This is a genomic window from Thermus sp. NMX2.A1, assembly GCF_000511705.1.
In the GTDB taxonomy this organism is placed as follows: Bacteria; Deinococcota; Deinococci; order Deinococcales; family Thermaceae; genus Thermus; species Thermus scotoductus.
Genome location: NZ_ATNI01000036.1, coordinates 1 through 23,256, shown reverse-complemented (window position 1 = coordinate 23,256; position 23,256 = coordinate 1). Strand labels below are relative to the sequence as shown.

The window sequence follows — 23,256 nt, the reverse complement described above, 5'->3', positions numbered from 1 at the left end:
CCCAGGCCTACGGGGCGGCCAGGGAGTTGATGGCCTCGAGGGGAGGGGGCGGGGACGTGCCCCCAAGCTACGAGCGCACGGCTCTTGGCCAGGAAGACCCAGGGGCGGTGCCTTGGAGGCACCGGGCGGTGGGCTACGGGCCGGAGAGCCAGCCCATCGTGGTGCGGAGCGGCCCCGGGGAGCCCGTGAGCTACACCCCTCAAGGGCCCCTGGAGGGGAACCCGGCCCCCACGGCCCCCGGCAGGTGGACGGACAGGTCCCCCTACAGCCGCCCCTCCGGGGAGGTGGTGGAGGGGCCCCCACCCCCAGGGAGGTGGGCCGGGCGGGGGGGCCAAACTTGGGTAAAGGGCCCTGGTGAGGAAGGAGGTGAAGGATGAAGCGCTGGATCGATCGCGGACCCAAGTGGATTAGGCGGGAACCTGTGGAGCACAAGCCCTACCAGCCAGGCTTGGAGGCGGTTTTGGCGGAATACCGGGGGGCTCCCGTGGCCCCTTGGCGCTGGACCGACCGGGCCCGGAAGAGGCGGTAGATGGACTCCCTCTTCGCCACGCCTCCCTGGCTTAGGCTCCTCCGGGCCCTGGGCTTCCTCCTCTTCCTGGGAAGCCTGGGGGTGGTCTTCTACCTGGGGGGGAGGGCGGGCCTCGAGGCCGCCCACCTCCTGGCAGGAGCGGGCTGGGACCGGGCCATCGGCAGGCCCGGGGCCCGGGGCCTGGAGTTCATGGGCCCCTGCATGCTGGCCCTGAACACCCCCTGCGGGGACCGGCTCAACCAGGTCTGGACGGAGCGCCTGGACCTGGACCTCATGCGACTTGTTCTGGTCCTGGGCTTCGTGGTGGGGCTTTCCCCCTTCGTGGTGAACCCGGCGCGGCCCAGGAAGCTCCCCGGCCTCGGGCGCTGGGCCACAGCCAAGGACCTGAAGCCCTACCTCACGGAAAGGGGGGCGGGGTGGTACGGGCAGGTGGGCCGCAAGCCCCTGCGGGTGCCTGAGGGCCTTAGGGTGGCCCACACCCTGGTGGTGGGCAAGCCCGGGCACGGGAAGACCTCGGGCTACTACCTGCCCAACCTCCTCTTGGACGCCAAGGAGGGCTGGACGGCCATCGTCTACGACCTCAAGTACCCCGACCGGGGCGGGCTCATGGAGGCCATGGCCTACTACAGCCACTTCGGGCGCCCGGTGTACGCCTTTACCCCTTGGGGGGAACGCTCCTTCCGCATCAACTTCCTGGAGGGGGCCGAGGACCCGGTGCAGGCCAAGCTCATCGCCGAGATCTTCGTTCCCAGAAACCCCAAGGTGCCCGACTCCAAGGAGTTCTACCCGGGGCTGGAGCGGACCCTGCTTCAGGGCCTAATCCACGCGGAAGGGGTGGAGGGGCGCTACTCCCTGGCCCACATCTACCGGGTCCTGGGGGACGGGGTGGCGGGGCTCAAGGCCTACGTGGAGGTCCGGCCCTACCTCCAGGTAGAGCTCAAGACCCTCCTGGAGATGCGCCAGGACCAGCTGGCGGGGATCCTCAACGGGGCCAGGAACCGGCTTTCCATCTGGCTTGACCCCGCCCTGGCGGCGGCCACGGAGTCTGGGGCTTTAGAGGTGCCCTGGGAGCGGGTCTTCCGGGAGCCCAGCCTGGTCTACATCGGCGTGCCCCAGGAGCTCATCGGGGACAACGCCTCGGGGTACGTCCTCCTCAAGCTCCTGAAGCGGATCGTGGACCTCAAGACCCTGCAGTTCGCCAACCAGAACGGCGGGAGGCTTCCCGTCCCGGTGAGCGTTTACTGGGACGAGTTCCCCAACTTCGGCTTCCTGCCCGGGATCAAGGAGAACCTGGGCACCATGCGCTCCCGGAGGGTGGCCTACCACATTGCCGTGCAGAACACGGACCAGGGGCGTGCGGTCTACGGGGAGGAGGAGTGGGAGGCCATCGAGGGCACCTTCGCCCAGAGGGTCTACTTCCTCTCGGGGCTTTCGGACAACGACGCCGAGAGGTTTTCGGAGATCCTGGGGGAAACCTCGGTGATGCAGGAGGTGCGGGGCACCACCCGCAAGGGGGTCCTGCCTATTCCCACGGCCCGGTCCTTGGGGGAGCGGGAGGTGGCGAGGCCCCTCCTTTCCCCGGAAGAGATGCGCACGGCGGAGAAGGGGGAGGCGGTGGTCCTCCTGGAGGGGGTGCCCCCGGTGCGGATGCGCCTTTATGGCATGTGGCGGAAGGAGCACCTCCTCCATGGCCTTTGGGAGAAGGCCCGCAAGGCGGAGGCCAAGGTGCAGGGCATCCCCTTGCCCAAGGCGCGGCCCAAGGTGGAGCCCCCGGCCTCCCAGGGACCTTCCCCCACCCCTTGGGCCGAGGACCCCTCGAGGCCCGCCAGCCTCCTCCTCTACCTGGAGGCCCTCACCGCCAGGCTGCCCCGGTTCAAGCGCTACTACGTGAAATCGGAGACCAACCGGCTGGACATGGACTTGCCCGAGGGGTTTCCCCTGCCGGAGCCCGCCTGGGCCAAGCGGGGGTGGTGCCAGGTGGAGGGGGAGCCTCCCCGGCTTTCCCTCACCAAGGGGGGCCTCGAGGCCCTAGAGAAGGAGGAGCGGGGGGGCTACCACGCCCTCATCCGCTGGTGCCGGGTGGTGGAGAGGTGGCACAAGGACCACCGGGGAGAGCCCGTGCCCGAGGCTTTCTCCCTCCCCCGGGAGGAGGCGGAGCGGGTGCTCTTGAGGCGGGTGTGCGGGGAAGGAGTGGAGGTCTTGGGGGATGAGGTGCGCTTGCGTCCTGGTCTTGGTCTGGCTGGCTTCCGTTGCCCTAGGGAAGGAGCTCACGCCCCTGGAAGCGGCGGAGGCGGTACGGAGCGCCACGGGGGAGGTGATGGTCCAGGTGGGCCTTCTGGACCTGAAGCCCCTGGCGGAGGCCCTGAGGCAGGCCCGGGTGGAGCGGGGGGTGAAGGTGTACCTGCTCACCACGGCTGAGGGCCTGGTGCACCGGGCGAGCTACGCCCCCTCCCTGGCCCTGGTGGGGGCGGCGGTGCGGTTCGCCCCCAGGGTGGAAGGGGAGTTTTTGGTGGTGGACCGCAAGGCGGCCTTTCTTTTGAGGCGGGGCTACCTGGCCACCACCCTGGAGGAGGCCGCCCCGGAGCCTCTGGTGGAGCGCTTCTACCGGGCCTTTTTGGGGGCGGTGCCCTTCGGCGTGGAGGACTGGATCCACCGCATGTACCAGCGGGAGTACCTGAGGCAAGGAGGTGGCCGATGAACCTGGAGCGCTTGGGAAGCTTGGCGGGCAAGGGGGTGGGGGTTTTGGGCCTTTTGGTCCTCCTCCTCTCCCTCATCCGGCTGGACGGGGCCGGGGTGGGGCTTGGGGTGATGCTTGCCCTCTACGGGCTTGGGCTCCTCCTCCTCTCCGGGGTCTACGGGGAGCTCAAGGCGGTGCGGGAGGCCTTGGGGAAGCGGTGGGACGGCTAGCCGCCCTCCTTCTCCTCCTGGCACCCGCCCTGGCCTGCGGGCACATCCCCCACGACCTCTGGCACCTCACCTGGCGGCACGCCCGGGCCTGGGGGGTGGACCCCTACCTGGTGGCGGCGGTGGTCTGGGTGGAAAGCGGCTACTGCCCCCAGGCGGTGGGGTGGGCGGGGGAGGTGGGCCTGGGCCAGTTCATGCCGGGCACCTGGACCCGCACCACCGGGGCCCCTCCCGAGTGGCGGGCGCACCCGGAGTGGGCCCTGTGGGCCACGGCCAAGCACTTGCGGGAGCTCTACCTGGCCACAGGGGACTGGCGGAAGGCCCTGGCCGCCTACAACGCTGGGCTTGGGGCCGTGCGTTCGGGGCGGATCCCCGCCTCCACGGAGCGCTACGTGGAGCGGGTCCTCCGGGTCTACCGGGGCTTCCTGCGGGGTGGGGGATGACGGAGTTGCCCATCCTTAGCCTCCTGGAACGCCTGGGGCACGAGGTGATGGCGGGGTCGTGGGTCCACCTGGTCCTGGGCTTCCTCTTGGGGTACGCCCTGGCCCGCTTGGTCCTGGCGGTGGTGCCCCCCTTGGCCCTCCTCTACGCCCTGGCCTGGGCCATGGGCCGGGCGGACCCTGGGACCTTGGCGGGGCTTTTGGAGGGCTTGGGCCGGGGGGTTTGGGCGCTTCTTGCGGGAGCCCCCTTGGGCCTTTCCCTGGGGCTTTTTGGTGGCTTCCTTTCGGGGGTGTCGGACCGATGAGCGTGCGCATACGGGAAGGCTTTGAGCGGGAGTTCGCCCTCCTCATGGAGAAGCTTCCCCCCTGGGTCAGGCGGGAGGTGGAGGGCCACGGGGTGGATTTGGAGGAGCTAGCCCTGGACCTGGGCTACCCCCTGGCCTACACCGTGGGGGGCAGAACCTTCTACTCGGAGCCGGAGGTGCGCAAGGAGGACCTGGACTTCGTGCTCCACCGGGTGGGGGGGTTCAAGGAGAACAACCGGGCGGGCCTCGAGGGCACCCTCCACCGCATCAGCCGCATCCTCTCCGCCTTGGGGGAGATGGCGGGGATCACCATCCGGGTGGGGAAGTTCGTGGAAGGGGTGGCCGAGCCCCTCAGGCCCTACCTGGTGGAGGGGGGCGGGAGCCTCCTGGTGGTGGGGCCGCCCCGCACGGGGAAGACCACCCTCCTCCGGGACATCGTGCGCATCCTGGCGGAGGTCTACGGGAGCCGGGTGGTGGCCGTGGACACCTCTAACGAGATCGGGGGAGACGGGCTCATCCCCCACCCCGGGATCCGCCCCGCCCGCCGGATGCAGGTGCCGGACCCCCCCAGCAGAAACCAGGGGCGGGTCATCTACCAGGCCATCGCCAACCACTCCCCGGAGATCGTGGTGGTGGACGAGATCGGCTACAACGAGGACGTCCAGGAATGCCTCACCGCAAGCCGTAGAGGGGTGCGGGTGGTGGCCACCGCCCACGGGGAGAGGCTTCTGGACGTGCTGGAGAACCCCGCCCTGCACCCGGTCCTGGGGGAGCCCGACCTCAAGGCCCGGGCCCGGCGCACCCGGCCCGCCTTCGCCATGGCCCTGCAGGTGGTGGGCAAGGGGCGCTTCCTCCTCTACCCCGACCTGGGCCAGGCCTTGGACGACCTCCTGGAGGGAAGGGAGCCCGAGGGGGTGCGCTTGGGGGTTTGGGAATAAAGGGTGGCCGCACAAGGGCCCGATCTACAGGGCTTCGAACGCTTCCCATTCGGTAGCCCCCTGGCTGGCCACATCCACCCGGGAACACCAGAAATCCCCTCCGGCACGGCACAAGCCCCCTCTGTTCCCGGTATTCCCGGAGATTCCGGGGCCTACTCCCTTAGGCGGTTGCGAGAGGACCACAGCTTTTTTCGCTCCTTGTGGGGACTACAGCGTTTCGTCTGCCGGGTCCAAACCACACCAGAGGATCAGGGCGATGCGGAGACCAGGTATGGAAAGGTGTCCCGTGGCCACCAAGACCATCACCGTAGCGCTAGCCAGAGGCTGCAGGCGCACCCTGTAACCGTTCGCCCCCAGGGTCCATACCATGGCGTGCAGGGCCGTGCGCTTGTTGCCGTCTATGAAGGGATGCCCCTGGCAGAGCCGGTATCCCACAGCAGCCACCTTAGTGAACAAGGTGGGGTAAGCGTCCTGCCCTCCGGCACTCTCCGTGGGTGCATAGGCCGCACGCTGCAAAGCTTCCTTGTCCCTAAGTCCCGGAAGACCCCCCGTTTCGCCTATGATTTCCCGGTGAGCCTCCCGGATGGCCTCCGGGGTCAAAAACTTGTGCCCGCCGTGGCGGTAGTAGAGCTTGGCAGGCACAGCAGGGCCTTAGTACCGCGCTAGGAGCTGGAAGGTCTCCAGGTTCTCCTCCAGGATGCGGCGCATCAGGGCCCGGGCCTCCCTGTCCTCCTTGAGGCTCCCACGCTTGACCCCGACCAGACCCTTGCGCACAAGCCCCTTCTTCCCCTTGATCCCAAGCCGCCTCATGCCCTTAGGGTACCACCGGGAAACCTACGGGAAAAGCTCCCTCCCACGCTTCCTCGAGATTCCCGGGAACACAGGGGCATTGGGGCCGGAGGCCTGCGGCCTCGAGGCGCCTCACCTCCCGGAAGGAGAGGGGCCTAAGCGGCCCCAAGCTCCACCTCCACCTCCCGCACCACGGGCACCCGGGTGGGGGTGGGAGGTTCAAAGTAGAGCTCCAGGGCTTCCTTGAGGTTGGCCAGGGCCTCCTCTTCGGTGGCCCCCTGGCTGGCCACATCCACCTCCAGGCACTGGGCCACCCAGAGGTCCCCTTCCTGCCAAAGGTGGGCGGTGAAGGTGCGCTTCACGCCCTAAGGATACAACTTTCCCCTTCATCCGCTTACTCCCCCGGTGCGCAAGGTAAGTAATGTGTTGCTATTCAATCATAGGTCATGTATTCTATGACTGACATGAAGCGCTTGTCCCTTCTCGCAGGTATGGCGGCGGTGGGGCTTCTGGCCAAGGCCCAGATGGCGGACGTGCCCCGGGGGCACTGGGCGGAGGCGGCGGTGCGGGCCCTTCTGGAGAAGGGCATCCTCACCGGCTACCAAGACGGCACCTTCCGGGGCCAGCAGGCCCTGAGCCGCTACCAGGCGGCGGTGATGCTCTACCGGGCCTACCTCACCTGGACGGAGGAGGTCCTGGCCCAGGTGCGCAAGACCTTGGAGGACGCTGGCCTAGCCCCGGAGCGGGTGGCGGAGGCGCTTTCGGGCCTGGCCGCCCTGCAGGAGGCCTTGCCCCAGGTGGAAAGGGCTTTGGCGGAGCAGGGGGTGCGGCTTGAGGCCCTGGGCGCGGACTTGGAGGAGCTCAGGGCGGCCCTCGTGAGCCTCCTGGAGGCCCAGGGGGAGGCCAAGGCCCAGGCCGACAAGGTGAAGGCCCTGGAGGAGGCCCTGGCCCGGGCGGACGGGGCCTACCGGGAGCAGGCCTCGAGGCTGGCCGCCCTGGAAGCCCGGCTCGCCGCCCTGGAGCGGGCGGTGGAGGAGCTGGCCCGAAGCCTCAAGGAGGCGGAGGAGGCGAGGCTCAAGGAGGCCCAGGCCACGGGGCGGCGGGTCTACGCCCTGGAGGAGCGGGCCAAGGCCCTGGAGGAGGCGGCCCGGAGCCGGGCCCAGGGGGAGGTGTTCCTGGGCGTGGGGGAGGGGGGGCCCCAGGCGGGCTTCGCCTTGCGCTACGGGGAGGCCCACCTGCGCCTGGGGACGGACGGGGCGGAGGCCGCCTTGCGGGCGGGCCCCCTGGAGCTCCGCTACCGGGACGCCCTGGGCCGGGAGGCCCTGGCCCGCTACGCCCTCTTCAGCGGGATCCGCTTCCTGGGAGAGGTGGGCGTGGGGGATGGGGGCTACCTCTTCGGGGCCGCCTACGTGGAGCACGAGCGCCAGGGGGGGCTTCTCCCCGGGGTCTACGCCCGGCTTGGGGCCGGGGCAGGCCTGGTGGGGGGCGAGCCCGGCAGGTACTGGGTGGAGGCCCAAGGGGGCACCCTCTTGGGCCCCGTGGACCTCACCCTGGGCTTCGGGCGCTACTTCGGCTTGGGGGACGGGGACACCCCCCTTTCCGCCCTCTTCCTGAGCGCCACCTACCCCGGGGCGGGCTTTGCCCTAAGCCTGCGGGGAGCCTACGCGGTGCCCCACGAGGACATCGGGCGGGAGAGCGCCTACTTCGTGGCGGGCGGGGTGGAGGGCTCCTTGCCGCCCTTCCGCCTCACCCTCACGGGGGGCTACCGGGACGGCCTCCGGGGGTTCGGGGTGGCCTCCTATGCCGAGCGCTTCCGCTTCACCACGGCCACGGGGTTCTTCGGCGGGGTGCGGGTGGGGTATGAGGTTCGCTTCTAAGGCCGGGCTCCTCGCCCTTTTGGGCCTCCTCTCCGGGTGCGGGGAGTTCGCCCAGGAGTTCCAGGGGCCCGCCCGGCTCCAGGTGGTGGGGGCCAAGGAAGGGGCCTGCCTCACCGTGAAGGTCCAGGGGCAGGCCCAGACCCGGTGCGACGGGGACCTCTTCCGCTTCCGGGGGCTTTCCGGGGAGTACCCGGTGGAGGTCCTGGCCGAGTGGCGGGGGGTTCCCGTGCAGGGCTTTGCGGGACGGGTGCGCCTCCAGCCTGGGGCCACAGCCCGGGTGGAGGTGGCCCGCAAGACCCTCTCCTTGCAGGTGGAGGCCTCCTGGGCGGGGGGCGGGGCGGTTTACGAGGCCTGGGTCGGAGGGGAGTGGGCCTTTGGGGTGAGCGCCTTCCCCGACAGCCCCCCGGGGGGCCTCGAGGGCATGGTCCTGGTGGCCCGAGGGGGGCCTAGCCTCGCCGTGCCCACGGCCCCCAGGGTGGCGGTGCGGGTCAGGGACGGGGCGGCGGAGGCCCGGGTCTTGGTGGAAGGCCCCGCTGAGGGCCTCCGGGTGCGGGTGCCTGCCCCCCAGTACGCCCCCATCCGGCTCACCCCAGAGGGGCTGGCCTCGGGGACGGCCTGCGTGGCCGCCTTTTTGGGGGAGGTGGAGGCGGCCCGGTCCTGCACGCCCCCCTTCACCCTCTCCCTGGTGCCCCCGGACGGGAACTACCGGGCGATCGTGGTGCGCTCCTTCCGGGACGGCTTCCCCTACCAGGAGGGAGAGGTGAGCGCCAAGGCGGGGGAGAGCCGCACCGTGCCCATGGCCCGCAAGCGGGTGCGGGTGGCCCTCACCGCCCCCGGGTTCACGGCGGACACCACGGCCTACGGAGAGGTCTGGCTGCGCCCGGAGGACCAGGAGGGGGTAGCCCTCTACGGGGACCCCTCGCCCCCCGGGTACCCCGGCTACCGCCTGGCGGACCGGGCCATGGTGGTGAACGGGGTGGCGGAGCTTTCCGCCCCCACGGGGCGCATGGTCCTCTTCCGCCTGGTGGGGGCCAGGACCACGGAGGGGGTGGTGGACCTCCTGGACGGGGAGAGGCGGGTGGTGCTGCCGTGATCCTGGCCAAAGAGGTGGTTCCCTTGGCGGGCCTGGCCCTTCTCACCCTGCTTGGGGCCTACTTCCTGGTGGAGCTATTGGGCCAGAACCCCGCCACCACCCTCCTGGTGCTCTCCCCCGGGCTTCGCTACCTCTTCCGGGGGCGGGTGGGGGTGGTTTACGGGGGAGCGGTGCTGGGCCTGGCCGGGGGCATGGTCCTCTATCTGGGGGGGCCTTACGCCGCCCTGGCCTACCTGGCCCTGGCCCTGGCGGTGGACGGCTTTCTTCGGAAGGAGGAGGAGGGCTACGGGTTCATTGTGGCCTTTTTCCCCGCCCTCCTGGGTTCCTACCTGGTCCTGGTGGCGGCGGGTTAGGAGGCGTGTATGGCGCTGGAAGCGGTGTGGCAGGAGGTGGAAGAGCGCCTGGCCGCCCTGGAGCCCGGGGTGGCCCAAGAGGTGGTGCGTAAGGCCAGGGAAACCCAGGTCTCCCGGCGAGCCCTCGAGGTGTACCGTGCCCTCACGGGCAAGCGGGCCACCCCCCTGGAGGGGCCCCTGCTCCAGGTGGCCACGGTGCTCGTGAACGAGCGTCTGGCCGCAAGCTACGAGGAGGCCCTGGTCGCCTTGGGGGTAGAGGGAAACCCGGAGGGCGGTGCCCCTCAGGAGGGGGAGGGCGGGGACGTTCCGCCCACGCCTGAGCCCCCAGAAGGGGAAGAGGGCCCGGCGAAGCCCCTCGCCTCGGGTGAGGTGGAGGGCGAGGGGGCCAAGGACGAGCGCAAGTGGCGCCAGGCCTACCAGGCGGTTTTCGGGGAAGACCCTTCAGGCAACCCCCTCCTCTACAGGGAGCGCCTGCGGCAGGCCATGCTCTTCTACCACCCCGACCGGGGCAGGCGGGCGGCCCTCGAGGCCGTGCGGGAGATGGAGGAGAGGCTGAGGGCTTCCCAGGCCCGGGCCAGCGAGCTCTTGCGCCTGGCGGAGGCGGTGGCCCCACCGGGGGATGGGTCCGACCTCCCCCGCAGGGACCTTGATGCCGCCCTCATCCAGATCGGCAGGCTTTCCGCCCAGGTAGAGGAACTGGGAAGGAAGCTGGCCCGCCTGGAGGAGCGGGTCCAGCGGGAGGCCACCCGCTACGGGGGCGTGAAGGCGGCCCTGCAGGGGCACTACGCCGAGCTCAAGGCCCTGAGGAGGGGCCTCGAGGCCCTGGAGGGCCATGGGGGCGCCGACCTCAAGCGGGTGGAGGGTCTGGTGCGGAGCGCCAAGGCGGAGGCCCTGGCGGAGATGGAGGAAAGGCTCCGCTTGGCCACGGACCTCTGGCGGGGCGAGGTGGAGCCCCGGCTCAAGGCCCTGGAGGAGTGGGCCAAGCGCATCACCGAGGCCTTCCGCCGCACCCTCGAGGCCAAGGGCCGGGGCAAGGGCCTCTTCGGCCTTTTGGGAGGGAAGGAATGAAGGAAACCGTGGTCCTGCGGGCGGGGGACATGGTGGTCTTCCTACCCCGGAGCCTGTTCCGGGAGGACGTGGAGGGCTTCGTGCAGGTGGGGGAGCACCAGGTGCCCGCCAAGGTGATCTACGCCGCCTGGGCCCTGGGGGCGGACCAGGGGGTGAAGGCCGGGGTGGTCCTGGGGGCGGGGCTGGTCCTCTTTGGGCTCCTCCTGTTCCTGCTCCTAAGGCGGGCCCTTGGGGGCCTCTGGGCCCGGAGGGCGTCTAGGGTGGAGGGATGGCGCCCATGGTGAGGGTGTACGCCCAGGCGGCCATCGCCGCCGCCGCCATGCCCGTGGTGGGCTTCATCACCGGGAAGGTGGTGGGGGAGGCCTCCGACAAGGCCCCTATCCTGGCCTGGGCGGGGGTCTTGGTCTACGCCACCGCCCTGGCCGCCAGCTACGCCCACCTAAGGCACTACTACGCCCGCTTCGATGCCGAGGGGGTGCGGGCCGCCCCCTTCATCGCCTTCGCGGTGGAGGCGGCCACCTTCTACCTCTCCTTCGCCTCCGTGGTCTTGGGCTCCACCTGGGCCCTTTGGGGCAGCCTGGTGGGGGCGGGGGTGGTCTTCTGGGGGAACCTGACCTCCATGGGCCTTGGGCTCAAGGGGCGGCTGGGGGCGGAACGCCGGGAGAGGGCCGTGTCTTTGGAGGCCGATTTGTCCCGGACCAGCCGGGAGGGGGTGTTCCCCCCGTGGAACGGAACGGATGCCGTTCGCACCCCACGGGACGGAACGGATCCCGTTCGCGCCCCATGGAACGGGAACGGAACGGATGCTGTTCCCACCCCGCCCCCGGGGGAACGGGAGGCCGGAACGTCCTGGGTACGGGAAGCCCCGCCCGTGAACGGAGAGGCCGGGGCGGAGGAGGAAGGGGAGCTTTCCCGGCTCCTCGAGGCCCTCTCCTCCCCCAAGGGGCCAAGCGCCTTAGCCCGGGAGCTCTCCTGGCCCAAGTCCACCGTGGCCCGCAGGCTCAAGCGCCTGGTGGAGATGGGCCTGGTGCAAAGCGATGGCGGCGTCTACCGCAGGGCGGAAGGGGCTTCCGCCTGAGGTGGGCGGGGTCTTGGCGGGCCTCCTGGAGGGGCCTTACGGGGCGCTCTTCACGGGGGTCCTCCTGGGCCGCAAGGTGGGGTGGCGGGAGGCCCTCTTCTCCGGCCTCGGGTGGATGGGGGCCGGGATGCCGGGAGGAAGCCTTCCCATGGCCCTGTGGGTGGGCCAGGGAGTCTTGCGCCTTTGGGAGAGAGGGGGAGGGCACCGGGCCCTTGGGGTTCTGGCCTTCCTCCTGGGAGGGCTCCTGTTCCGGGGGCTTTGGCTTGCCCCCTTGGGCGTTCTCCTGGCGGAACGGGGCCCCTGGCCTCGGGCGGGCCACGCCCTGGTGGGGCTTGGGGTCTACGGCCCCTGGGGGGTCCTGGCGGTCCTCGGGGCCTGGGGGGCGGAACGCCTGGGGTGGAAGGACGGTGGGGGGTCGTTCCGGGGGATGGACCTCCCGGTATTCCTCTATGGAACGGCCCTGCTCCTGCGGGGAATGGTCCTGATGCTATGGTCCTGAGCCTCTTAGGGCTGTTCCTGGTCCTCGTCCACTTCCTTTGGAGGGCCGCCGCCTCCTCCGGTGGAGCCGGGTGCCCACGGAGGAGGCGGCGGGGGCTTTTGCGGAACGGGCGCTGAGGCGGTACATGACCGGGTTCCGGGTGGAACGGGGATGGCGGAACGGGGTGCGGCACGTGGTGGGGTGGTTGTGGGGGGGGTAGGGGTGGGCATTTCTTAGCTACAAGGTGCTTTGGTGAACTCAGTATGTAGCTAAGACAACGCCCATCAAAAACCCCGGAGCCTCTCGCCCCGGGGTGCCATGTAGGAGAAGGCTGAGCCTTCCAAGAGCTAGTCTATCACGCCTCTGCCTTCTTGGGGGGGAGAACGGTGGCTTCCAGACCCCCTTCGCCCTCCCTGACCTTCAGGGTACCCCCCGCTTCCGCCGCCTCCCGGAAGGCGGCGAGCCAGGCGTGGGTCTTGGGAGCTTCCCGCAGGTCCACATCCAGATAGGGCCCCAGGAGGGGGTCTTCCCCCAGGAGGAGCCGCACCTTCTCCTCCTCGCCGTTTTCCCGGGCCACCAGCTGGAAAAAGCCCGCCAGATGCTCCAGGTAGCCCCGGTCCTGCCCCTTGGGCTTGGCGTACTCGCGGAAGACTTCGGCCAGCATGGCAACAGTTTAGCATATTGACCATCGGTTGCTAAGTGATTGCCAAATCGGATATTCTGATAATGCCATGAAGGAGAAGGTGCTGATCCTCAAGGAGATGCGGCAGGTGAAGGTCTTCAAGGATGCTTTACGGAAGGCCGTACCGGGTGGGGTGGAGGTCCAGGAGGACCACGGCTGGCCCCGCCCGGCCCTCAGGGTGCGGGGCGCTACCCTGGGGCAGATCCTGGCCGCGGCCACCTGGGCGGGCTTTGAGCCGCAGGCGGTGCTGGAGTAGAGCCTTCCAACCTTTCCGCCCTGGAAGGACTTCCTTATCCTTCCGGGGTTTTGCTTTTGGAAGAGCGTAGAATAGGACGAGGTGGCGCCACGGGCTCCCCACGGGGCCCATCGGGAGGAAGCGATGAGCCGCATCCGCGAGCAAAACCGCAGGCTGGCCTTCCAGGCCCTGAAGGAGGCCTCCTTGAGCCCCTGGTTCTGGGGGCCCCTCCTCCTGGCCTTTGGGCTCCACCTGGCCCGGACCGAGCCCTGGCTTCTCCTCTTCGTGGGAGCCCTGGCCCTGGCCCCCTTCCTCCTCCGGGCCCTGGCCCGGATGGAGCCTAGCCCCCTCTTCGACCCCGAGTGGGCCACCTACCGGGAGACTCGGAGGCTCCGGGAAGAGGTAGAGCGCCTCAGGCGGGCCTTGGACAGGCGGTAAACCTTTCGGCCCCCAGCTTGCGCCAGGGGCCTACTCGGTGGAGGTACAGCCGACACCATCCGGCAAGGGGCATCGGCTGGCACCCTTAGCCTAGCACGGTTGCGCCTTCCCCGCAAGAAGTAGTACTATGCGGGTGGAGGTACAAGATGAAGGACACCATCCGGCTCATGGCAGAGGCGGTCCGGCCTTTGGCCACGAGGGAAGAGGTCATGAGGAGCTTCGTCGCCGGGGATCTGGAGGCTTTGGGGCGGCACTACTACGCCCTGGCCCTCAAAGAGGGGCTCTCCCGGGCCCATCTCTTGGGGGAGGAGGCCCTGGACCTGGCGCAGGAGGTGGCCCTCAAGACCCACAGCGCCCTCAAGGCCTGGCGGACGGGGGAGCGGAAGCTTCCCAAGCTCAACTCCAAGGGCCTCACCTTCTGGGTGGTGGTGGAGGCCGACCGCGCGGTGCGGGAGTGGTTCTACCGCAACCGGGGGGTGGGGTACACGAGCTCCCGCCTGGTGGCCAAGGTGAAGCAGGCCGCCGAGAGGCTTCAGGGCGACCTCGGGCGTGCCCCCACGCCGGAGGAGATCGCCCAGGAGCTTGGGGTCCTGACCGAGGTGGTGGAGGAGGCCCTGGCCCTGGCGGAAGCCGAGGCCATCCTGAGCCTGGACGACACCACGGAGGAAGGGGACACCCCTTACCGGGAGTTTGCGGGGTACGACCCTCACGAGCGGGAGCGGGAAGAGGCTCTGGCCTTCGAGGCCCTGGAGGAGGCCATCGAGCGCTACGGCCTCCGGCAGAAAATCGGGGCGGAAGAGGCGGAGCTTCTGGAGCGCTTCCTGGAGGAGGGCACCTTGGAGGAGGAGGAGCTTTCCAGGCTGGAGGCCGCCCTCAAGCAAGCCATGAACAAGGCGGCGGCGTAGGCTGGCAACCCTTTGGCCCTGGGAGGACGCCCTTTTCCTTCCGGGGTTTTCTCTTTTGTTGCTACTTCCTCGCCAGAGTGATAATCTGAGGTCGGAGGTACAGCCATGACCAAGGTCAGCGTGCGGTCGCTCTTTGGCGGCAGGGAGGCGCGGTCGGTGCAGGAGGCCCTCGAGGTTCTCCGGGAGCTCTGGAAGGAGGACGGGACGGTGCGGAACCTCTTGAGCAAGGCGGCCCGGGAAGGCTACGTCCTGGTGGACACCAAGGACATGCCCGCCCACCTTTTGGCCGCCCTAAAGACCGCCCTGGCCCGCCTCCGGGAGCGCCTGGGGGAGGAGAAGCCCTCCACCCTCCTGGTCAAGCAGACCGGGAAGGGCCAGGAGGAGCGCAAGCCCATGACCTGGGAGTCCCCGGAAGGGGTGCGCTACGCGGTGCATCCCCACGACCTCGCGCCCCGTGAGGAGCGCCATTGGGGCTACCGGGACCAGCGGGTGGAGGAGGCCAAGGCCTGGGTGGAGCGGTTTCTCGCCCACGCCGAGGTGGAAGAGGGGCCTTCCCTCCTGGAGGAAGCCCTGGAGCGGGAGGACAACCCCCACTTCCGCCGGGACGACCTCATCCCCGCCGACCTGGAGGCCAGGCTCAGGACCCTGGGCTGGAAGGGCACCCTCGAGGAGCTCCCGACCCTGGTGGCGGGCCTGCCCGCCAGGGAGGAGGCGTTCCGGCAGGCCGTGGGGTCCATCCTCGCCCTGGTGGACCCCGTGAGGAAGGAGGCGGTGGCCCTCAAGACCCCCATGGGCTGGGAGGTGCGGGGGCAGGCGTCCAAGCGGGTCATGAAGGCCGTGCTCGCCCTGGGCCTCCTGCAGGACCTCTTGCAGGGGGAGTGGAGCGTGGGCGAAGCCCGGCGCCTGGCCCAGGACGTGGAGCCCTACGCCCCTGGCCTTTTGGACAAGCTGGAGGCCATCGGCGCCCTCCGGCAAGCCGCCTACCTCCTCAAGCAGTACGGGCGGAAGCGCCAGGTCGCCGTCTACCGCGACCTCGCCACCGGGGAGCCTGTCCTGAAGGCCCCGGTCCTCGCCTAGGTAGACGCCCTTAGCCCTGGAAGGATGCCCTTATCCTTCCGGGGTTTTCGCTTTCCCGCCCGGTTGCGATGCACCCCAGGGGGCGAGCATAGCAAGTGTTGCCCTACTACCCCCCATTTCCCCAAAATCCCGCCTCATCCGTAGTGCTACCCCCCAAGGGGTGGCAAACCTTCGTGATGCTCGCCCCTAGGGGGGTGGCAAAGCTTTGTTGTGCAACCCCCCCAGGGGTGGCAAAGTCTTGGAGCGCTACCCCTAAGGGGGTAGCAAACCTTTGTGGTGCTACCCCTAAGGGGGTGGCAAAACCCAGGAGCGCTCAGGTGAAGGGCGAGCACACCCGTGGAGCGCACGCCCCCTGGGGCGGGCAAAGCGCCGGGGCGAGGCCTCCCGGGGGTGGGCGTGTGCCTTCCTCTGCTCGGGGCCCTCGAGGCCATCCCCCTGACCCCCGGCTTTCTGGTCTTATGGGGGCCTCGAGGTCCTCGGGGTAGTCCCTGGGGCTGACCCAGGTGGCCTCGAGGCCAACCCAAGTCCATGAGGCCAGGGGGCACGGGTGCCCCCCAGGTGCGGGCGCTATGGAACATCTACCCTTGAAGCTTTACCAGGCCAGCGAGCGGCTCAAGGCCTACGCCCGGATCGCCGGGAGCTTTGCCATCGCCTTCCGAGGGGGCAGGCCCACGGGGGTGAGCGGGCAGGCCCGGGAGACGGACTACGCCCTCCTTTTGGAGGACGCGGGGACCATCTTCCAAAGCACGGCCCTTGGGGAGGACGGCATCGTCCTGGTGAGCCCCGAGGGGGTGCGGGTGGCCTATAAGGCGAGCCTGGGGGCCTAGCGGCCCCACGGCCAGGGGCAGGAGGTGGGCGATGGTGGCCCTCATGCCCAACCTGGACGGCAAGCCCCTGGCCAAGGTTTCGGACAAGGCCCTCGAGGCCCTGGTGCGGCGGCACGGGGCCCAGGTCCACCCCCGCCTGGTGGCGGAGGGGTGGGTGGACTTGGAGGCCCTCGAGGCCCTGGGCTTCGTGGAGGTGGTGGAGCTCACCCCCCTTCCGGGGGAGCGGGTCCTGGTCCCCACCCCCACGGCCTGGCGGGTGGTGGAGGTGGCTTAGGGGCCAGGGGGGCCGGATGGCCCCCCCGGGCTTCCTCGGGAGGTGCCCATGCAAGACCCCCTGGAAGAACTGGAAGCGGCGGCCCGGATGCTCCTGGCACAGGCCAGGGCCTTCCGGGAGCTCAAGGGGCGTTCCCCCCTGGCCTTCAAGGCCCTGAGGAGGGAGCTTCTGGAGGCGGGCGAGGCCTTGAGGGGTCTGGTGTCCCGGCTCTACGCCCTGGAGGTGCAGGTCAAGAGGACCCTGGGCGAGGACAACTCCGCCGAGGCCTTGCGGCGGGAGTACCTGTCTTGAAGGAGGTGGTATGGGCTACGGCCACGCTTGGCACATTCCCTTGGAGGGCCTTCCCCTGGTGCAGGAGCGCCTTTCCGCCATTCTGGAGGACTTCGGGCGGCTCCTTCCCCACCTACCCCCCTTGGCGGGGCCCTTGGGGGAAGGGGAGCCCGTCTTCGGCCCTTCCGAGGTGGCCTTCAACGGGCCCCGGCCCGAGGACTACGAGGGCTTCGCCTTCCCTGGGCTTTTGGAGGGGAAGCCTTTCCTCTCCTCCCTGCACCCCGGCCACCACTTCGCCTTCTGCAAGACGGGGCGGCGGCCCTACGACCTTGCGGTGCAGGCCTTTCTCCTGGTGACCAAGGCCCACTTGGGGGAGTACCTCGCCCTCTCCAGCGATGGGGCCATGGCGGACTGGGCGGAGGCGGCGGACCTGGTGGAGGCGGTTCTGGGCCTCCTGGTGGACCTCGAGGCCGCCCTGGGGGTGCGCCTGGTGGAGGTGGAGGACGGCCAGGGAAGGCGCTTCCTCTTTGAGCGGAGCCTGAAGGCCATGGCCGAGGGCAAGCCCCTCCCGCCCCACCTGGAGCGCCTCGAGGCCTTCCTCCCCAGCTGGCCCTTCCGGGGGCCTTACCGGGTACTGGGGGAGGCCCGGCTTTTCCGCCCGGTCTTGAAGGCCGCCCACCTGGGGATGGGAGTGTACCGGGGGAAGGCCACCCCCTAGCCTTCCGCCCGGGCCACCACCTGGATCCGCACCTCGCCGCCCAGGGCTCGAGCGAAGCGCCGCAAGCTCTCCAAGCTGTGGCCGAAGTAGAAGGGGTCAAGGAGCCGGGAGAGGGCCGAAGGGGTAGTGCCCATGCGCTTGGCCACCTCCCGGGCGGTGAGGCCGCTGGCCTTCAAGGCCCGGCGGAGCTCCAGGCTCGTGGGGTTTACAGGATGAGGCTCCACGTAGGCCAGGAGGTAGCCCTCGCGGTCCCTCTCCGCTTCCTCCTCGGGGGTCAAGGGGCGGCCAGGGGGAGGAGGAGTCTGGCCCCCCTCCTGGAGCTCCAGAAGGGCCAGGGCCAGACCCTTGGCCAGGCTCCGTTCCACCTCCTCCGGGGTGGACTTGCCCCAGGCGTAAACGGGCAGGTCCAGGGCAAAGCCCCCCCACCTGCCTTTCTCGTCTTTCTCCAAGTAGCAGGGATAACCTTTCATCGCTCTTCCTCTGGGGCCGTTGCCCCGCTTCAACCCTTCTTCCGCTTCCCCGCCTTGCCCCGCTCCCGGAAGGGCGCTTCGGGAAGCCCGGCGTCCCGGAGGATTTTCTTGAAGGTGCCTATGGGAGGGGGGTCCTCACCGGGATCCAGGACCACCAGACGCCCGTCTGGGTGCTTCCACACCTCGTGGTCTCCCTTGCCTCTTTCGGACTGAGGTTCGAACCCCGCTTGCCTGAGCCAGCGCCGAAGCTCGCGGTACCTGGGAGGCACAAGTTTTCCGCTAATGGGAACCTCCTGGGAAACTGGGGCCTCTCGGGAATGGAACCCTCGAGGGTCCCCCTATATTCGCAAATCTGCGAACCCTTGTCAAGGGGTTTTGCCAAGCGAGGCCAGGGGGCCTTGCGGCCCCCCGGTCTTAGGCGAAGGAGGTCAGCAATGAGGGAGATTGCTGAGAGGATCAAGACCCTCCTGGACCGGGTGATCGCCCATGAGGGCGACCTCATCGCCTTTTACACCCTGGAAACCGAGAAGGCAGAAGAACTCCTGAAGCTTCTGGCCTTCTTGGAGGGCGAGCTGGAAGACTTGCTCTGGAAGTAGAGCTGGGGGGGCCAAAGGCCCCCCCTGGAAGAGGCGCAAGGAGGTGAAGGATGAAGATCACGGCCAAGGCGTACCTGGCGAGGAAGCCCGAGCTCATTTATACGGAAAAGGGCGTGCCCATCTGGAAGAGCTCGGTGGCGGTGCAGGGGCGGAGGAAGGAAGACGAGAGCCTCTTCATGGAGGTCCTGGCCTTCAACGGCCTGGCGGAGGCCCTGGGGGAGCTTGACCCAGGGAAGGGCACTTACGCCCTCCTGGAGGGAAGGCTTCAGACGGAGACCTACGAGGGGAAAGAGGGGAAGAAGACCCGCCTTGTCCTGGTCCTGGAGGCCTTTGCTCCCCTGGTACGGCCCAAAGTCAGCCGTGAGGCTACCTTGGAGGCGGAGGCCAAGGAGGGCGAGCCCGAGGAAGACCTCTTCTAGGTAAAAGGCTTAGGCCGGATGGTGTCCTGGGGGCCCCGGGGGCAAGTCCCCCGGGGATGCCCCTTGAGTGGGCCTCGGTCACGGGCCAAGCCTGGACCTCGAGGCCCTGGTGAGGGAGTACCCCACCCTTTTTGTAGAGGTGGGAGAAGGAGAGTATCGGAAGGTTTGGGGTATTCGTCGTTTGGTGCCCTACCTGGACGAACCCGTGGAGGTGCTTTATGCGGCAGCTTGAGGCGGAAGTGCGTGAGGCCTTTACCCGGTTGCGGCAGGCCCTGGAGGGCCACCTGGAGGCCAGCCTGGCCCGGACCCGGGCGAAGGAGGCTCTTGAGGAGGCGGTGGCCCGGGGCCTCCTTTCCGGGGAGATCGCCGGGAAGAACGCCGAGGAGCGGGAGGCCAGGGCCAGGGCCCTCTACGCCCCCCTCTACCAGGCCCTCCAGGAGGCGGAGGAGGCTCTCCTCGTGGCCCGGGCGGAGGTGGAGGCGGCCCGGGCCCGGGCGGAAGAGGTTTCGCTTCTGGTGCGGCTTGCGGCCTCCGAGGTAGCATGAGGGGGATGCCGACCACCTTGCCCCCCAAGGTCCTGGAGGCGGCCCGCCGGGTGGAGGCCCTCCTGGAGGAGGCCAAAGCCCGGGGGGTGGTGCGGGCTTGGAGCCTCAGGCACCTCAGCGGGGAGCCCCTGCCTGGGGTGGAGGGGATCGCCTTCTACGGGCGGGAGGTTCCCCAGGAGGAGATCGACCGCCTGGAGGAAGCCTTCTTGGACCTGGAGGACGACCTGGACCTGGGGGTGGCGGTGATCCTGGTGCCCCATGACTGAGGTGGAAGCTCGGCGGGCCAGGGCTGGGGAGGACCTGGCCCTGGCCTTTGCCCTGGCGGAGAGGAGCCCCCGCTGGGCGGCGGTGGTGCTCTTCTATGGGGTGCATCATGCCCTTCTGGCCTGGGCCCTGGAGCGCTTGCCCCAGGCGCCCACTCCCCAGAGCTACGCCCAGGTCCAGGGCCTCTTGAAGCGGGCGGGGCTTCCCCGGGGGGTGCGCAAGGCCTACGAGCGCCTCCTGGGGCTTAGCTGGCAGGCTCGGTACGACCCCAAAGCGGGGGACAAGGCCCTTTGGACCCAGGCCCTGGAGGAGTACGCCCAGGTGGAGGCCTTTCTCCTGGGCCCTTGAAAAGGCATAAGGGGGGCCGGGTATAGACCTGGCCCCTTCCCCTTCTGGCCCCGGGGGCCTTCCGGCCCCACGGGGAGGGGTGGGAGGTGCGCCATGATCACCACGGCCACACGGCCTGTCCTGGTGGAAACCGGCCTTTTGCTGAAGACCCTAAAGCGCCTGCCCCCCGTCCGGTGGGGCCGGGATGCGGTGGCGCTTGCGGGCGGGGAACACCTCACCCTGCGCCGGGCAGGGGACGGGGTAGAGGCAGAGGTGCGCCTGCCCTTTCCCGCCGAGGGGTTCCCGGGGGCGGTGGTGCCCCGCAAGCCCCTCCTGGAGCTCCTGGAGGGGGCGGGCGGCATGGTGGAGCTTACTTTGGAGGAAGGCTGGCTCAAGGTGCGGGGACGGGGCTTCAGCGCCCAGATCTTCACCTACGACCCCGAGGCGAGGCCCGTGGGCGTGAGCCTCCTCACCGGGGAGGCCAATCCCCTCTTCCGGGTGCAGGCCCTGGCCTTCCTGGAGGCCTTTGGGGAGGCCGCCACCCTGGCCCGGGCCTCGAGCCACGAGAAGGCCCGCAAGGTGCTCCTGGAGGTGGAGGCGGGCGGGGTACGCCTGGTGGCCACGGACGGCTACCGCCTCTACACCTTCTCCCTCGAGGCCGAGACCCCCACCCCCGGGGTGGAGCTCCTCCTCAAGCCGGAGGAGGCCCTGGCGGCCCTGAAGGCCCTGGACCCGGGGCTTTCCTTCACCTTCCTCCGGCCCGGAGTCAACGCCCTGGTGGTGGAGGCCTTCTGGGGCCGGGCCGCCTTCCCCCTGGCGGAGAAGGACTTTGTGCCTTACCGGAAGGTCCTCCCCCAAGGGGAGCCCCTGGGCCGCATCCGGGTGGAGGCCAGGGCCCTGCGGGAGGCCCTGGGGCGGGCCCTGGCGGTGGCGGAGCCCAAGAACCACGGGGTGGAGCTCCAGGCCCTGGGGGAGGAGGTGCGGGTCCGGGCCCTGGGGGAGGACTTCACCCCCCTCTCCGAGGAGGCCCTGCCCGGGGAAGGGGAAGGCGGGCTCCGGGTCAACGGCAGGTATCTCCTCGGGGCCCTGGAGGTCTTCGGGCCTGGGAAGGTGGAACTCGCCCTTCACCCCCACGCCCAGGGGGGCCTGGTGGCCCTGGGAAGGGAGGGCTACCGTGCGTACATCACCCTGCTCAAGCCTGCCCAAGACGCCGGAAGGGAGGGCTAGCCGCATCCTGCAGGGGCTTTTGGAAGAAGCCCTCTTCGGCCTCCCCTTCCTGGGGAGCAGGCTTCTTCGGGAGCTCCTGGAAGGGCGGGAGGGGCAGAAGGCGGAGGCCCTGGTGGCCCAGAGGCTCCGGGGGGATCCCCTCCTGGCCCAGGCCCTCCTCAACCTGCCCCTGCCGGAGGCCTGGCGGGAGGCGGCCCGGGAGGGGGCCAAGGGGGACGGGCGCATCCCCCTCTTCCCCGAGCTCCAGGCGGCTTAGGGCAGGGGGGCCTTTAGGCCCCCCGGCTTGGGGCGAGGGAGGTGCCCGATGCGGGAACTCAAGCTCACCCCCGAGCAGGCGGTGGCCCTCCTCAACCTGCTCCAGGCGGAGCGGGACTACGAGGGCCACCTGCCCAAGGCCCTGGAGGAGGTGCGGGAGGTCCTGAGGGCCTGGCTCAAGGAGGAGGGCCTGGCCCGGAAGAGCCCCACGGGGGGCTACTACCTGCTAAGGAGGTGAAGGATGCGGCGTTTCGTGTACGGGATAAACCTGGAAACCGAGGACTACAACCCCATCACCCACATCGCCCTCCTGACAGAGGAGGAGGCCCGGAGCCTCCAGGACTTTGAGGACTTCGTGGAGCGCTTCGGGGACCGCCTGGTGGCCCTGAAGCCGGAGGAGGAGGAGTAGATGGGCCACACGACCGTTTACCTGACCGCTCTGAAGGTGCGCCCGGAGAGAATAGAAGACCTTGAACGGATCCTGGACCTCCGGGCACGGGGCTTCAGCACCCTCGAGGACTTCGCCGCGGCCCTGCAGGAGGAACTTCCCCATCTCAAGGACGTTTTTGTCCCCGAGGGGGTCGGGGTTTTCCTGAACAGCGTCGAGCCCTACCTGGACGAGGAGGGCCACCTGTACCTGGGCACGGTGGAAAACGGCGGCTGGAGGGAAGAAGCCCTCCTCCTCTCCCACTTCGTAGAGCCGGGGGAAGTTATCGCCCTGGCGGACGACCACGAGAGCCTTTATGGCTACCGGGTGGTGAGGGAAGGAGAGGTGGAGGCGCTGAAGGGTGCCCTGGTGAACGAAAAGGGAGAGGTGGTATGGACCGAGTAGCCCTCCCCCTGGAGCCCGTGCCCGGAGGCCCCACCTACCCGGCGGTGGGGCTTTTTCTCCTGAGCGACCTGAACGCCCTGGCGGGGTGCTGGCAGAACGCCGAGGCCAACCACGGCCTCGCCGCCCTCCTGCCCAAGTACCTGGCGGGGCCCTTGGTCCGGGTGGAGCGGGTGGGAAGCCCGGCCCTCAGGAAAGCCCTCGAGGAGGCCCACCAAAAGGGAGGCCTCCGCCTCATGCCCCTGGAGGTGGACGGCCTCCTGGAAGAGGCGGAAACGGACCCGGACCTCATGGACCGCGTGGTCCTGGCCCTGGGCTCCATCACCCCCTTCTGGGGCTTCCTGGGGCTCTTCTTCTGTGAGCGCCAGCCGGAAAGCCGCCTCCTGGCCTTTCCCACAAGGGGAGACCTGGATAGGGTGCTGGGCGGCTAGGCAAGGGGGGGCCTTTAGGCCCCCTCGGGTTTTTGCGCTATGGTAGGCACGCAAAGCGGCGTTCAGGTCAGGGCCAAAAGCCTCCGGCAAGCGCCCTGCCCCGCTTGCCAAGGAGAAGGCTTCCTGCCCGCCTTCCGCCCCCTGGAAGGAGGCCCGCCCCAGCTCCCCCTCCTTGGGGCGTGGGACCCGGCGGAGCTCTGGGAGGCGTGCCCAGAGTGCGAGGGGAGGGGCCTGGTGCCCGAGGAGCCCCTGCCCAACCCCGACCCCTGGGGCGAGGCCCTTCGGGGGCGGACGGAGGAGGAGGTGGCAGCGCTTGCCCTCTGGGTGGCCGCCTACCGGAGGCTAAGACAGAGGGCCAAGCCTCCTCCAAAGGAGGCGGCGAAAGGGGCCACCCTGGGGGTCTGGGGTCCCCTGCCATTTTGAAGGAGGTAAAAGGTGGAGGGCCGCTCCTGGCGTGCCCAAGGAAGACCTCGAGGCCCTCCTTCCCCACCTGCCCGGGGAGCTCGTGAGGCCAAGGAGGTGCCAGACGAGCGCTTTGCCTCTTGGGTGAGGCCCTCACCGTTGTAGAGTGGGAGCGATCCATGGCGAACTGGAGGGAAAGGAGGAAGTTGAAAG

At 69.5% G+C, this 23,256-nt stretch carries 42 protein-coding genes and 1 pseudogene; 37 read left to right on the top strand and 6 right to left on the bottom strand.

Going from position 1 to position 23,256, the window contains the following annotated elements:
• The 8 genes and pseudogenes from TNMX_RS13080 to TNMX_RS02620 form a co-directional block, all read left to right on the top strand.
• Positions 1 to 377: pseudogene (locus TNMX_RS13080) on the top strand (hypothetical protein); the annotation flags it as partial.
• Positions 374 to 529, top strand: coding sequence for a hypothetical protein (locus TNMX_RS12985; RefSeq protein WP_172640100.1), 156 nt, complete (start codon positions 374 to 376; stop codon positions 527 to 529). The pseudogene TNMX_RS13080 and the gene TNMX_RS12985, both read left to right, overlap by 4 nt.
• Positions 530 to 2,947, top strand: a complete 2,418-nt coding sequence (locus TNMX_RS02645) for a type IV secretory system conjugative DNA transfer family protein (protein WP_038029211.1) — start codon at positions 530 to 532, stop codon at positions 2,945 to 2,947.
• The gene (locus tag TNMX_RS02640) at positions 2,847 to 3,227 is read left to right on the top strand and encodes a hypothetical protein (RefSeq protein ID WP_156919403.1); all 381 of its coding nucleotides are present in this window, start codon (positions 2,847 to 2,849) and stop codon (positions 3,225 to 3,227) included. The genes TNMX_RS02645 and TNMX_RS02640 overlap by 101 nt, the downstream gene beginning before the upstream one ends.
• On the top strand, positions 3,224 to 3,436 hold the full coding sequence (locus tag TNMX_RS02635) for a hypothetical protein (RefSeq protein ID WP_038029209.1): 213 nt from the start codon (positions 3,224 to 3,226) through the stop codon (positions 3,434 to 3,436). The genes TNMX_RS02640 and TNMX_RS02635 overlap by 4 nt, the downstream gene beginning before the upstream one ends.
• Positions 3,424 to 3,876, top strand: a complete 453-nt coding sequence (locus TNMX_RS02630; protein WP_038029207.1) for a lytic transglycosylase domain-containing protein — start codon at positions 3,424 to 3,426, stop codon at positions 3,874 to 3,876. Before TNMX_RS02635 ends, TNMX_RS02630 begins: the two co-directional genes overlap by 13 nt.
• Complete coding sequence (locus TNMX_RS02625; RefSeq protein WP_038029205.1) at positions 3,873 to 4,178, top strand: hypothetical protein; 306 nt, start codon at positions 3,873 to 3,875, stop codon at positions 4,176 to 4,178. Before TNMX_RS02630 ends, TNMX_RS02625 begins: the two co-directional genes overlap by 4 nt.
• Positions 4,175 to 5,116, top strand: coding sequence for an ATPase AAA (locus TNMX_RS02620; protein WP_038029202.1), 942 nt, complete (start codon positions 4,175 to 4,177; stop codon positions 5,114 to 5,116). Before TNMX_RS02625 ends, TNMX_RS02620 begins: the two co-directional genes overlap by 4 nt.
• Positions 5,117 to 5,323: 207 nt before the next feature.
• Here the strand turns inward: TNMX_RS02620 and TNMX_RS02615 are convergent, their stop codons facing one another.
• The 3 genes from TNMX_RS02615 to TNMX_RS02610 all read right to left on the bottom strand — a co-directional run bounded on the left by TNMX_RS02615 (position 5,324) and on the right by TNMX_RS02610 (position 6,267).
• Positions 5,324 to 5,758 carry a type II toxin-antitoxin system death-on-curing family toxin gene (locus tag TNMX_RS02615; protein ID WP_038029200.1) on the bottom strand — a complete coding sequence of 145 codons (435 nt, stop codon included), beginning with the start codon at positions 5,756 to 5,758 and terminating at the stop codon, positions 5,324 to 5,326.
• Between the two features lie 9 nt (positions 5,759 to 5,767).
• On the bottom strand, positions 5,768 to 5,926 hold the full coding sequence (locus TNMX_RS12810; protein ID WP_156919402.1) for a hypothetical protein: 159 nt from the start codon (positions 5,924 to 5,926) through the stop codon (positions 5,768 to 5,770).
• A gap of 134 nt (positions 5,927 to 6,060) precedes the next feature.
• A complete protein-coding gene (locus TNMX_RS02610) occupies positions 6,061 to 6,267 on the bottom strand; it encodes a type II toxin-antitoxin system HicB family antitoxin (RefSeq protein WP_038029197.1) in 207 nt (68 codons plus the stop codon).
• Positions 6,268 to 6,369: 102 nt separating this feature from the next.
• Here TNMX_RS02610 and TNMX_RS02600 point away from each other — a divergent pair, with 102 nt between their 5' ends.
• From TNMX_RS02600 to TNMX_RS12805, 8 genes are read left to right on the top strand one after another with little or no spacing between them, the layout of a single operon-like run.
• Complete coding sequence (locus TNMX_RS02600; RefSeq protein ID WP_052037905.1) at positions 6,370 to 7,782, top strand: S-layer homology domain-containing protein; 1,413 nt, start codon at positions 6,370 to 6,372, stop codon at positions 7,780 to 7,782.
• Positions 7,766 to 8,875, top strand: coding sequence for a hypothetical protein (locus TNMX_RS02595; RefSeq protein ID WP_038029191.1), 1,110 nt, complete (start codon positions 7,766 to 7,768; stop codon positions 8,873 to 8,875). Before TNMX_RS02600 ends, TNMX_RS02595 begins: the two co-directional genes overlap by 17 nt.
• Positions 8,872 to 9,228 (top strand): hypothetical protein, encoded by a 357-nt coding sequence (locus TNMX_RS02590; RefSeq protein ID WP_253269361.1) that lies wholly within the window; start codon positions 8,872 to 8,874, stop codon positions 9,226 to 9,228. The genes TNMX_RS02595 and TNMX_RS02590 overlap by 4 nt, the downstream gene beginning before the upstream one ends.
• Before the next feature lie 9 nt (positions 9,229 to 9,237).
• Positions 9,238 to 10,296, top strand: coding sequence for a hypothetical protein (locus tag TNMX_RS02585; RefSeq protein ID WP_052037903.1), 1,059 nt, complete (start codon positions 9,238 to 9,240; stop codon positions 10,294 to 10,296).
• On the top strand, positions 10,293 to 10,580 hold the full coding sequence (locus TNMX_RS13525; protein WP_052037901.1) for a hypothetical protein: 288 nt from the start codon (positions 10,293 to 10,295) through the stop codon (positions 10,578 to 10,580). The genes TNMX_RS02585 and TNMX_RS13525 overlap by 4 nt, the downstream gene beginning before the upstream one ends.
• Complete coding sequence (locus TNMX_RS02575; protein ID WP_253269360.1) at positions 10,565 to 11,374, top strand: helix-turn-helix domain-containing protein; 810 nt, start codon at positions 10,565 to 10,567, stop codon at positions 11,372 to 11,374. Before TNMX_RS13525 ends, TNMX_RS02575 begins: the two co-directional genes overlap by 16 nt.
• The gene (locus TNMX_RS02570) at positions 11,334 to 11,873 is read left to right on the top strand and encodes a hypothetical protein (RefSeq protein WP_038029189.1); all 540 of its coding nucleotides are present in this window, start codon (positions 11,334 to 11,336) and stop codon (positions 11,871 to 11,873) included. Before TNMX_RS02575 ends, TNMX_RS02570 begins: the two co-directional genes overlap by 41 nt.
• Before the next feature lie 37 nt (positions 11,874 to 11,910).
• Positions 11,911 to 12,072, top strand: coding sequence for a hypothetical protein (locus TNMX_RS12805; RefSeq protein WP_156919401.1), 162 nt, complete (start codon positions 11,911 to 11,913; stop codon positions 12,070 to 12,072).
• 135 nt (positions 12,073 to 12,207) lie between these two features.
• Here TNMX_RS12805 and TNMX_RS02565 read toward each other — a convergent pair whose 3' ends face one another.
• Positions 12,208 to 12,516 carry a hypothetical protein gene (locus tag TNMX_RS02565; protein WP_038029187.1) on the bottom strand — a complete coding sequence of 103 codons (309 nt, stop codon included), beginning with the start codon at positions 12,514 to 12,516 and terminating at the stop codon, positions 12,208 to 12,210.
• A gap of 67 nt (positions 12,517 to 12,583) precedes the next feature.
• Here TNMX_RS02565 and TNMX_RS02560 point away from each other — a divergent pair, with 67 nt between their 5' ends.
• The 8 genes from TNMX_RS02560 (at position 12,584) to TNMX_RS02525 (ending at position 17,278) form a co-directional block, all read left to right on the top strand.
• On the top strand, positions 12,584 to 12,790 hold the full coding sequence (locus tag TNMX_RS02560; RefSeq protein WP_038029185.1) for a hypothetical protein: 207 nt from the start codon (positions 12,584 to 12,586) through the stop codon (positions 12,788 to 12,790).
• 123 nt (positions 12,791 to 12,913) lie between these two features.
• Positions 12,914 to 13,207, top strand: a complete 294-nt coding sequence (locus TNMX_RS02555) for a hypothetical protein (RefSeq protein WP_038029183.1) — start codon at positions 12,914 to 12,916, stop codon at positions 13,205 to 13,207.
• 146 nt (positions 13,208 to 13,353) lie between these two features.
• Positions 13,354 to 14,112, top strand: a complete 759-nt coding sequence (locus tag TNMX_RS02550) for a sigma-70 domain-containing protein (RefSeq protein ID WP_038029181.1) — start codon at positions 13,354 to 13,356, stop codon at positions 14,110 to 14,112.
• 105 nt (positions 14,113 to 14,217) lie between these two features.
• The gene (locus TNMX_RS12800) at positions 14,218 to 15,189 is read left to right on the top strand and encodes a hypothetical protein (RefSeq protein ID WP_038029179.1); all 972 of its coding nucleotides are present in this window, start codon (positions 14,218 to 14,220) and stop codon (positions 15,187 to 15,189) included.
• 569 nt (positions 15,190 to 15,758) lie between these two features.
• Complete coding sequence (locus tag TNMX_RS02540) at positions 15,759 to 16,016, top strand: hypothetical protein (protein WP_052037899.1); 258 nt, start codon at positions 15,759 to 15,761, stop codon at positions 16,014 to 16,016.
• A gap of 31 nt (positions 16,017 to 16,047) precedes the next feature.
• A complete protein-coding gene (locus TNMX_RS12795; protein WP_038029177.1) occupies positions 16,048 to 16,290 on the top strand; it encodes a hypothetical protein in 243 nt (80 codons plus the stop codon).
• A 48-nt stretch (positions 16,291 to 16,338) separates the two neighbouring features.
• Positions 16,339 to 16,581, top strand: a complete 243-nt coding sequence (locus TNMX_RS02530; protein WP_038029175.1) for a hypothetical protein — start codon at positions 16,339 to 16,341, stop codon at positions 16,579 to 16,581.
• 10 nt (positions 16,582 to 16,591) lie between these two features.
• The gene (locus TNMX_RS02525; protein WP_052037897.1) at positions 16,592 to 17,278 is read left to right on the top strand and encodes a hypothetical protein; all 687 of its coding nucleotides are present in this window, start codon (positions 16,592 to 16,594) and stop codon (positions 17,276 to 17,278) included.
• Here TNMX_RS02525 and TNMX_RS13075 read toward each other — a convergent pair.
• Both TNMX_RS13075 and TNMX_RS02515 read right to left on the bottom strand, forming a co-directional pair.
• Positions 17,275 to 17,748 (bottom strand): helix-turn-helix domain-containing protein, encoded by a 474-nt coding sequence (locus tag TNMX_RS13075; protein WP_052037895.1) that lies wholly within the window; start codon positions 17,746 to 17,748, stop codon positions 17,275 to 17,277. The genes TNMX_RS02525 and TNMX_RS13075 overlap by 4 nt on opposite strands.
• Before the next feature lie 29 nt (positions 17,749 to 17,777).
• A complete protein-coding gene (locus TNMX_RS02515; protein WP_038029173.1) occupies positions 17,778 to 18,017 on the bottom strand; it encodes a type II toxin-antitoxin system HicA family toxin in 240 nt (79 codons plus the stop codon).
• A 165-nt stretch (positions 18,018 to 18,182) separates the two neighbouring features.
• Between TNMX_RS02515 and TNMX_RS12790 the strand changes: the two genes are divergently transcribed.
• The 13 genes from TNMX_RS12790 to TNMX_RS12775 all read left to right on the top strand — a co-directional run bounded on the left by TNMX_RS12790 (position 18,183) and on the right by TNMX_RS12775 (position 23,064).
• A complete protein-coding gene (locus TNMX_RS12790; protein ID WP_156919400.1) occupies positions 18,183 to 18,344 on the top strand; it encodes a hypothetical protein in 162 nt (53 codons plus the stop codon).
• Positions 18,345 to 18,394: 50 nt separating this feature from the next.
• A complete protein-coding gene (locus TNMX_RS02510; RefSeq protein ID WP_038029171.1) occupies positions 18,395 to 18,763 on the top strand; it encodes a single-stranded DNA-binding protein in 369 nt (122 codons plus the stop codon).
• 67 nt (positions 18,764 to 18,830) lie between these two features.
• Complete coding sequence (locus tag TNMX_RS12785; protein ID WP_156919399.1) at positions 18,831 to 18,995, top strand: hypothetical protein; 165 nt, start codon at positions 18,831 to 18,833, stop codon at positions 18,993 to 18,995.
• The gene (locus tag TNMX_RS02505) at positions 18,982 to 19,308 is read left to right on the top strand and encodes a hypothetical protein (protein ID WP_038029169.1); all 327 of its coding nucleotides are present in this window, start codon (positions 18,982 to 18,984) and stop codon (positions 19,306 to 19,308) included. The genes TNMX_RS12785 and TNMX_RS02505 overlap by 14 nt, the downstream gene beginning before the upstream one ends.
• Before the next feature lie 5 nt (positions 19,309 to 19,313).
• A complete protein-coding gene (locus tag TNMX_RS02500) occupies positions 19,314 to 19,574 on the top strand; it encodes a hypothetical protein (protein ID WP_038029167.1) in 261 nt (86 codons plus the stop codon).
• Entirely contained in the window at positions 19,567 to 19,920 is a 354-nt protein-coding gene (locus TNMX_RS02495; RefSeq protein ID WP_038029165.1) for a hypothetical protein, read from the top strand. Before TNMX_RS02500 ends, TNMX_RS02495 begins: the two co-directional genes overlap by 8 nt.
• A gap of 93 nt (positions 19,921 to 20,013) precedes the next feature.
• A complete protein-coding gene (locus TNMX_RS13070; RefSeq protein ID WP_038029163.1) occupies positions 20,014 to 21,126 on the top strand; it encodes a hypothetical protein in 1,113 nt (370 codons plus the stop codon).
• Positions 21,074 to 21,382, top strand: coding sequence for a hypothetical protein (locus TNMX_RS02485; protein WP_156919398.1), 309 nt, complete (start codon positions 21,074 to 21,076; stop codon positions 21,380 to 21,382). The genes TNMX_RS13070 and TNMX_RS02485 overlap by 53 nt, the downstream gene beginning before the upstream one ends.
• A 48-nt stretch (positions 21,383 to 21,430) precedes the next feature.
• On the top strand, positions 21,431 to 21,619 hold the full coding sequence (locus TNMX_RS02480) for a hypothetical protein (RefSeq protein WP_038029151.1): 189 nt from the start codon (positions 21,431 to 21,433) through the stop codon (positions 21,617 to 21,619).
• A 3-nt stretch (positions 21,620 to 21,622) separates the two neighbouring features.
• Complete coding sequence (locus tag TNMX_RS12780; protein WP_156919397.1) at positions 21,623 to 21,790, top strand: hypothetical protein; 168 nt, start codon at positions 21,623 to 21,625, stop codon at positions 21,788 to 21,790.
• Positions 21,791 to 22,213, top strand: a complete 423-nt coding sequence (locus TNMX_RS02475) for a hypothetical protein (RefSeq protein ID WP_038029149.1) — start codon at positions 21,791 to 21,793, stop codon at positions 22,211 to 22,213. It begins immediately after the preceding gene.
• Positions 22,201 to 22,641: a hypothetical protein gene (locus TNMX_RS02470; RefSeq protein ID WP_038029148.1), complete on the top strand. Its 441-nt coding sequence runs from the start codon at positions 22,201 to 22,203 to the stop codon at positions 22,639 to 22,641. The genes TNMX_RS02475 and TNMX_RS02470 overlap by 13 nt, the downstream gene beginning before the upstream one ends.
• Positions 22,642 to 22,875: 234 nt before the next feature.
• Positions 22,876 to 23,064: a hypothetical protein gene (locus TNMX_RS12775; RefSeq protein WP_156919396.1), complete on the top strand. Its 189-nt coding sequence runs from the start codon at positions 22,876 to 22,878 to the stop codon at positions 23,062 to 23,064.
• The last annotated feature ends 192 nt before the right edge of the window (positions 23,065 to 23,256 follow it).

Coding starts and splice junctions, on each gene's coding strand:
- TNMX_RS02645 (WP_038029211.1), top strand. CDS start 530: ATGGACTCCCTCTTCGCCACGCCTCCCTGGCTTAGGCTCCTCCGGGCC.
- TNMX_RS02625 (WP_038029205.1), top strand. CDS start 3,873: ATGACGGAGTTGCCCATCCTTAGCCTCCTGGAACGCCTGGGGCACGAG.
- TNMX_RS12800 (WP_038029179.1), top strand. CDS start 14,218: ATGACCAAGGTCAGCGTGCGGTCGCTCTTTGGCGGCAGGGAGGCGCGG.
- TNMX_RS02585 (WP_052037903.1), top strand. CDS start 9,238: ATGGCGCTGGAAGCGGTGTGGCAGGAGGTGGAAGAGCGCCTGGCCGCC.
- TNMX_RS12985 (WP_172640100.1), top strand. CDS start 374: ATGAAGCGCTGGATCGATCGCGGACCCAAGTGGATTAGGCGGGAACCT.
- TNMX_RS02505 (WP_038029169.1), top strand. CDS start 18,982: ATGCGGCAGCTTGAGGCGGAAGTGCGTGAGGCCTTTACCCGGTTGCGG.
- TNMX_RS12790 (WP_156919400.1), top strand. CDS start 18,183: ATGAGGGAGATTGCTGAGAGGATCAAGACCCTCCTGGACCGGGTGATC.
- TNMX_RS02635 (WP_038029209.1), top strand. CDS start 3,224: ATGAACCTGGAGCGCTTGGGAAGCTTGGCGGGCAAGGGGGTGGGGGTT.
- TNMX_RS02480 (WP_038029151.1), top strand. CDS start 21,431: ATGCGGGAACTCAAGCTCACCCCCGAGCAGGCGGTGGCCCTCCTCAAC.
- TNMX_RS02540 (WP_052037899.1), top strand. CDS start 15,759: ATGGAACATCTACCCTTGAAGCTTTACCAGGCCAGCGAGCGGCTCAAG.
- TNMX_RS12810 (WP_156919402.1), bottom strand. CDS start 5,926: ATGAGGCGGCTTGGGATCAAGGGGAAGAAGGGGCTTGTGCGCAAGGGT.
- TNMX_RS02510 (WP_038029171.1), top strand. CDS start 18,395: ATGAAGATCACGGCCAAGGCGTACCTGGCGAGGAAGCCCGAGCTCATT.
- TNMX_RS02550 (WP_038029181.1), top strand. CDS start 13,354: ATGAAGGACACCATCCGGCTCATGGCAGAGGCGGTCCGGCCTTTGGCC.
- TNMX_RS02560 (WP_038029185.1), top strand. CDS start 12,584: ATGAAGGAGAAGGTGCTGATCCTCAAGGAGATGCGGCAGGTGAAGGTC.
- TNMX_RS12795 (WP_038029177.1), top strand. CDS start 16,048: ATGGTGGCCCTCATGCCCAACCTGGACGGCAAGCCCCTGGCCAAGGTT.
- TNMX_RS02570 (WP_038029189.1), top strand. CDS start 11,334: ATGGCGGCGTCTACCGCAGGGCGGAAGGGGCTTCCGCCTGAGGTGGGC.
- TNMX_RS13525 (WP_052037901.1), top strand. CDS start 10,293: ATGAAGGAAACCGTGGTCCTGCGGGCGGGGGACATGGTGGTCTTCCTA.
- TNMX_RS02595 (WP_038029191.1), top strand. CDS start 7,766: ATGAGGTTCGCTTCTAAGGCCGGGCTCCTCGCCCTTTTGGGCCTCCTC.
- TNMX_RS13075 (WP_052037895.1), bottom strand. CDS start 17,748: ATGAAAGGTTATCCCTGCTACTTGGAGAAAGACGAGAAAGGCAGGTGG.
- TNMX_RS02640 (WP_156919403.1), top strand. CDS start 2,847: ATGGTCCAGGTGGGCCTTCTGGACCTGAAGCCCCTGGCGGAGGCCCTG.
- TNMX_RS02495 (WP_038029165.1), top strand. CDS start 19,567: ATGACTGAGGTGGAAGCTCGGCGGGCCAGGGCTGGGGAGGACCTGGCC.
- TNMX_RS13070 (WP_038029163.1), top strand. CDS start 20,014: ATGATCACCACGGCCACACGGCCTGTCCTGGTGGAAACCGGCCTTTTG.
- TNMX_RS02555 (WP_038029183.1), top strand. CDS start 12,914: ATGAGCCGCATCCGCGAGCAAAACCGCAGGCTGGCCTTCCAGGCCCTG.
- TNMX_RS02525 (WP_052037897.1), top strand. CDS start 16,592: ATGGGCTACGGCCACGCTTGGCACATTCCCTTGGAGGGCCTTCCCCTG.
- TNMX_RS02575 (WP_253269360.1), top strand. CDS start 10,565: ATGGCGCCCATGGTGAGGGTGTACGCCCAGGCGGCCATCGCCGCCGCC.
- TNMX_RS02600 (WP_052037905.1), top strand. CDS start 6,370: ATGAAGCGCTTGTCCCTTCTCGCAGGTATGGCGGCGGTGGGGCTTCTG.
- TNMX_RS02530 (WP_038029175.1), top strand. CDS start 16,339: ATGCAAGACCCCCTGGAAGAACTGGAAGCGGCGGCCCGGATGCTCCTG.
- TNMX_RS02620 (WP_038029202.1), top strand. CDS start 4,175: ATGAGCGTGCGCATACGGGAAGGCTTTGAGCGGGAGTTCGCCCTCCTC.
- TNMX_RS02470 (WP_038029148.1), top strand. CDS start 22,201: ATGGACCGAGTAGCCCTCCCCCTGGAGCCCGTGCCCGGAGGCCCCACC.
- TNMX_RS02475 (WP_038029149.1), top strand. CDS start 21,791: ATGGGCCACACGACCGTTTACCTGACCGCTCTGAAGGTGCGCCCGGAG.
- TNMX_RS02500 (WP_038029167.1), top strand. CDS start 19,314: ATGCCGACCACCTTGCCCCCCAAGGTCCTGGAGGCGGCCCGCCGGGTG.
- TNMX_RS12780 (WP_156919397.1), top strand. CDS start 21,623: ATGCGGCGTTTCGTGTACGGGATAAACCTGGAAACCGAGGACTACAAC.
- TNMX_RS02565 (WP_038029187.1), bottom strand. CDS start 12,516: ATGCTGGCCGAAGTCTTCCGCGAGTACGCCAAGCCCAAGGGGCAGGAC.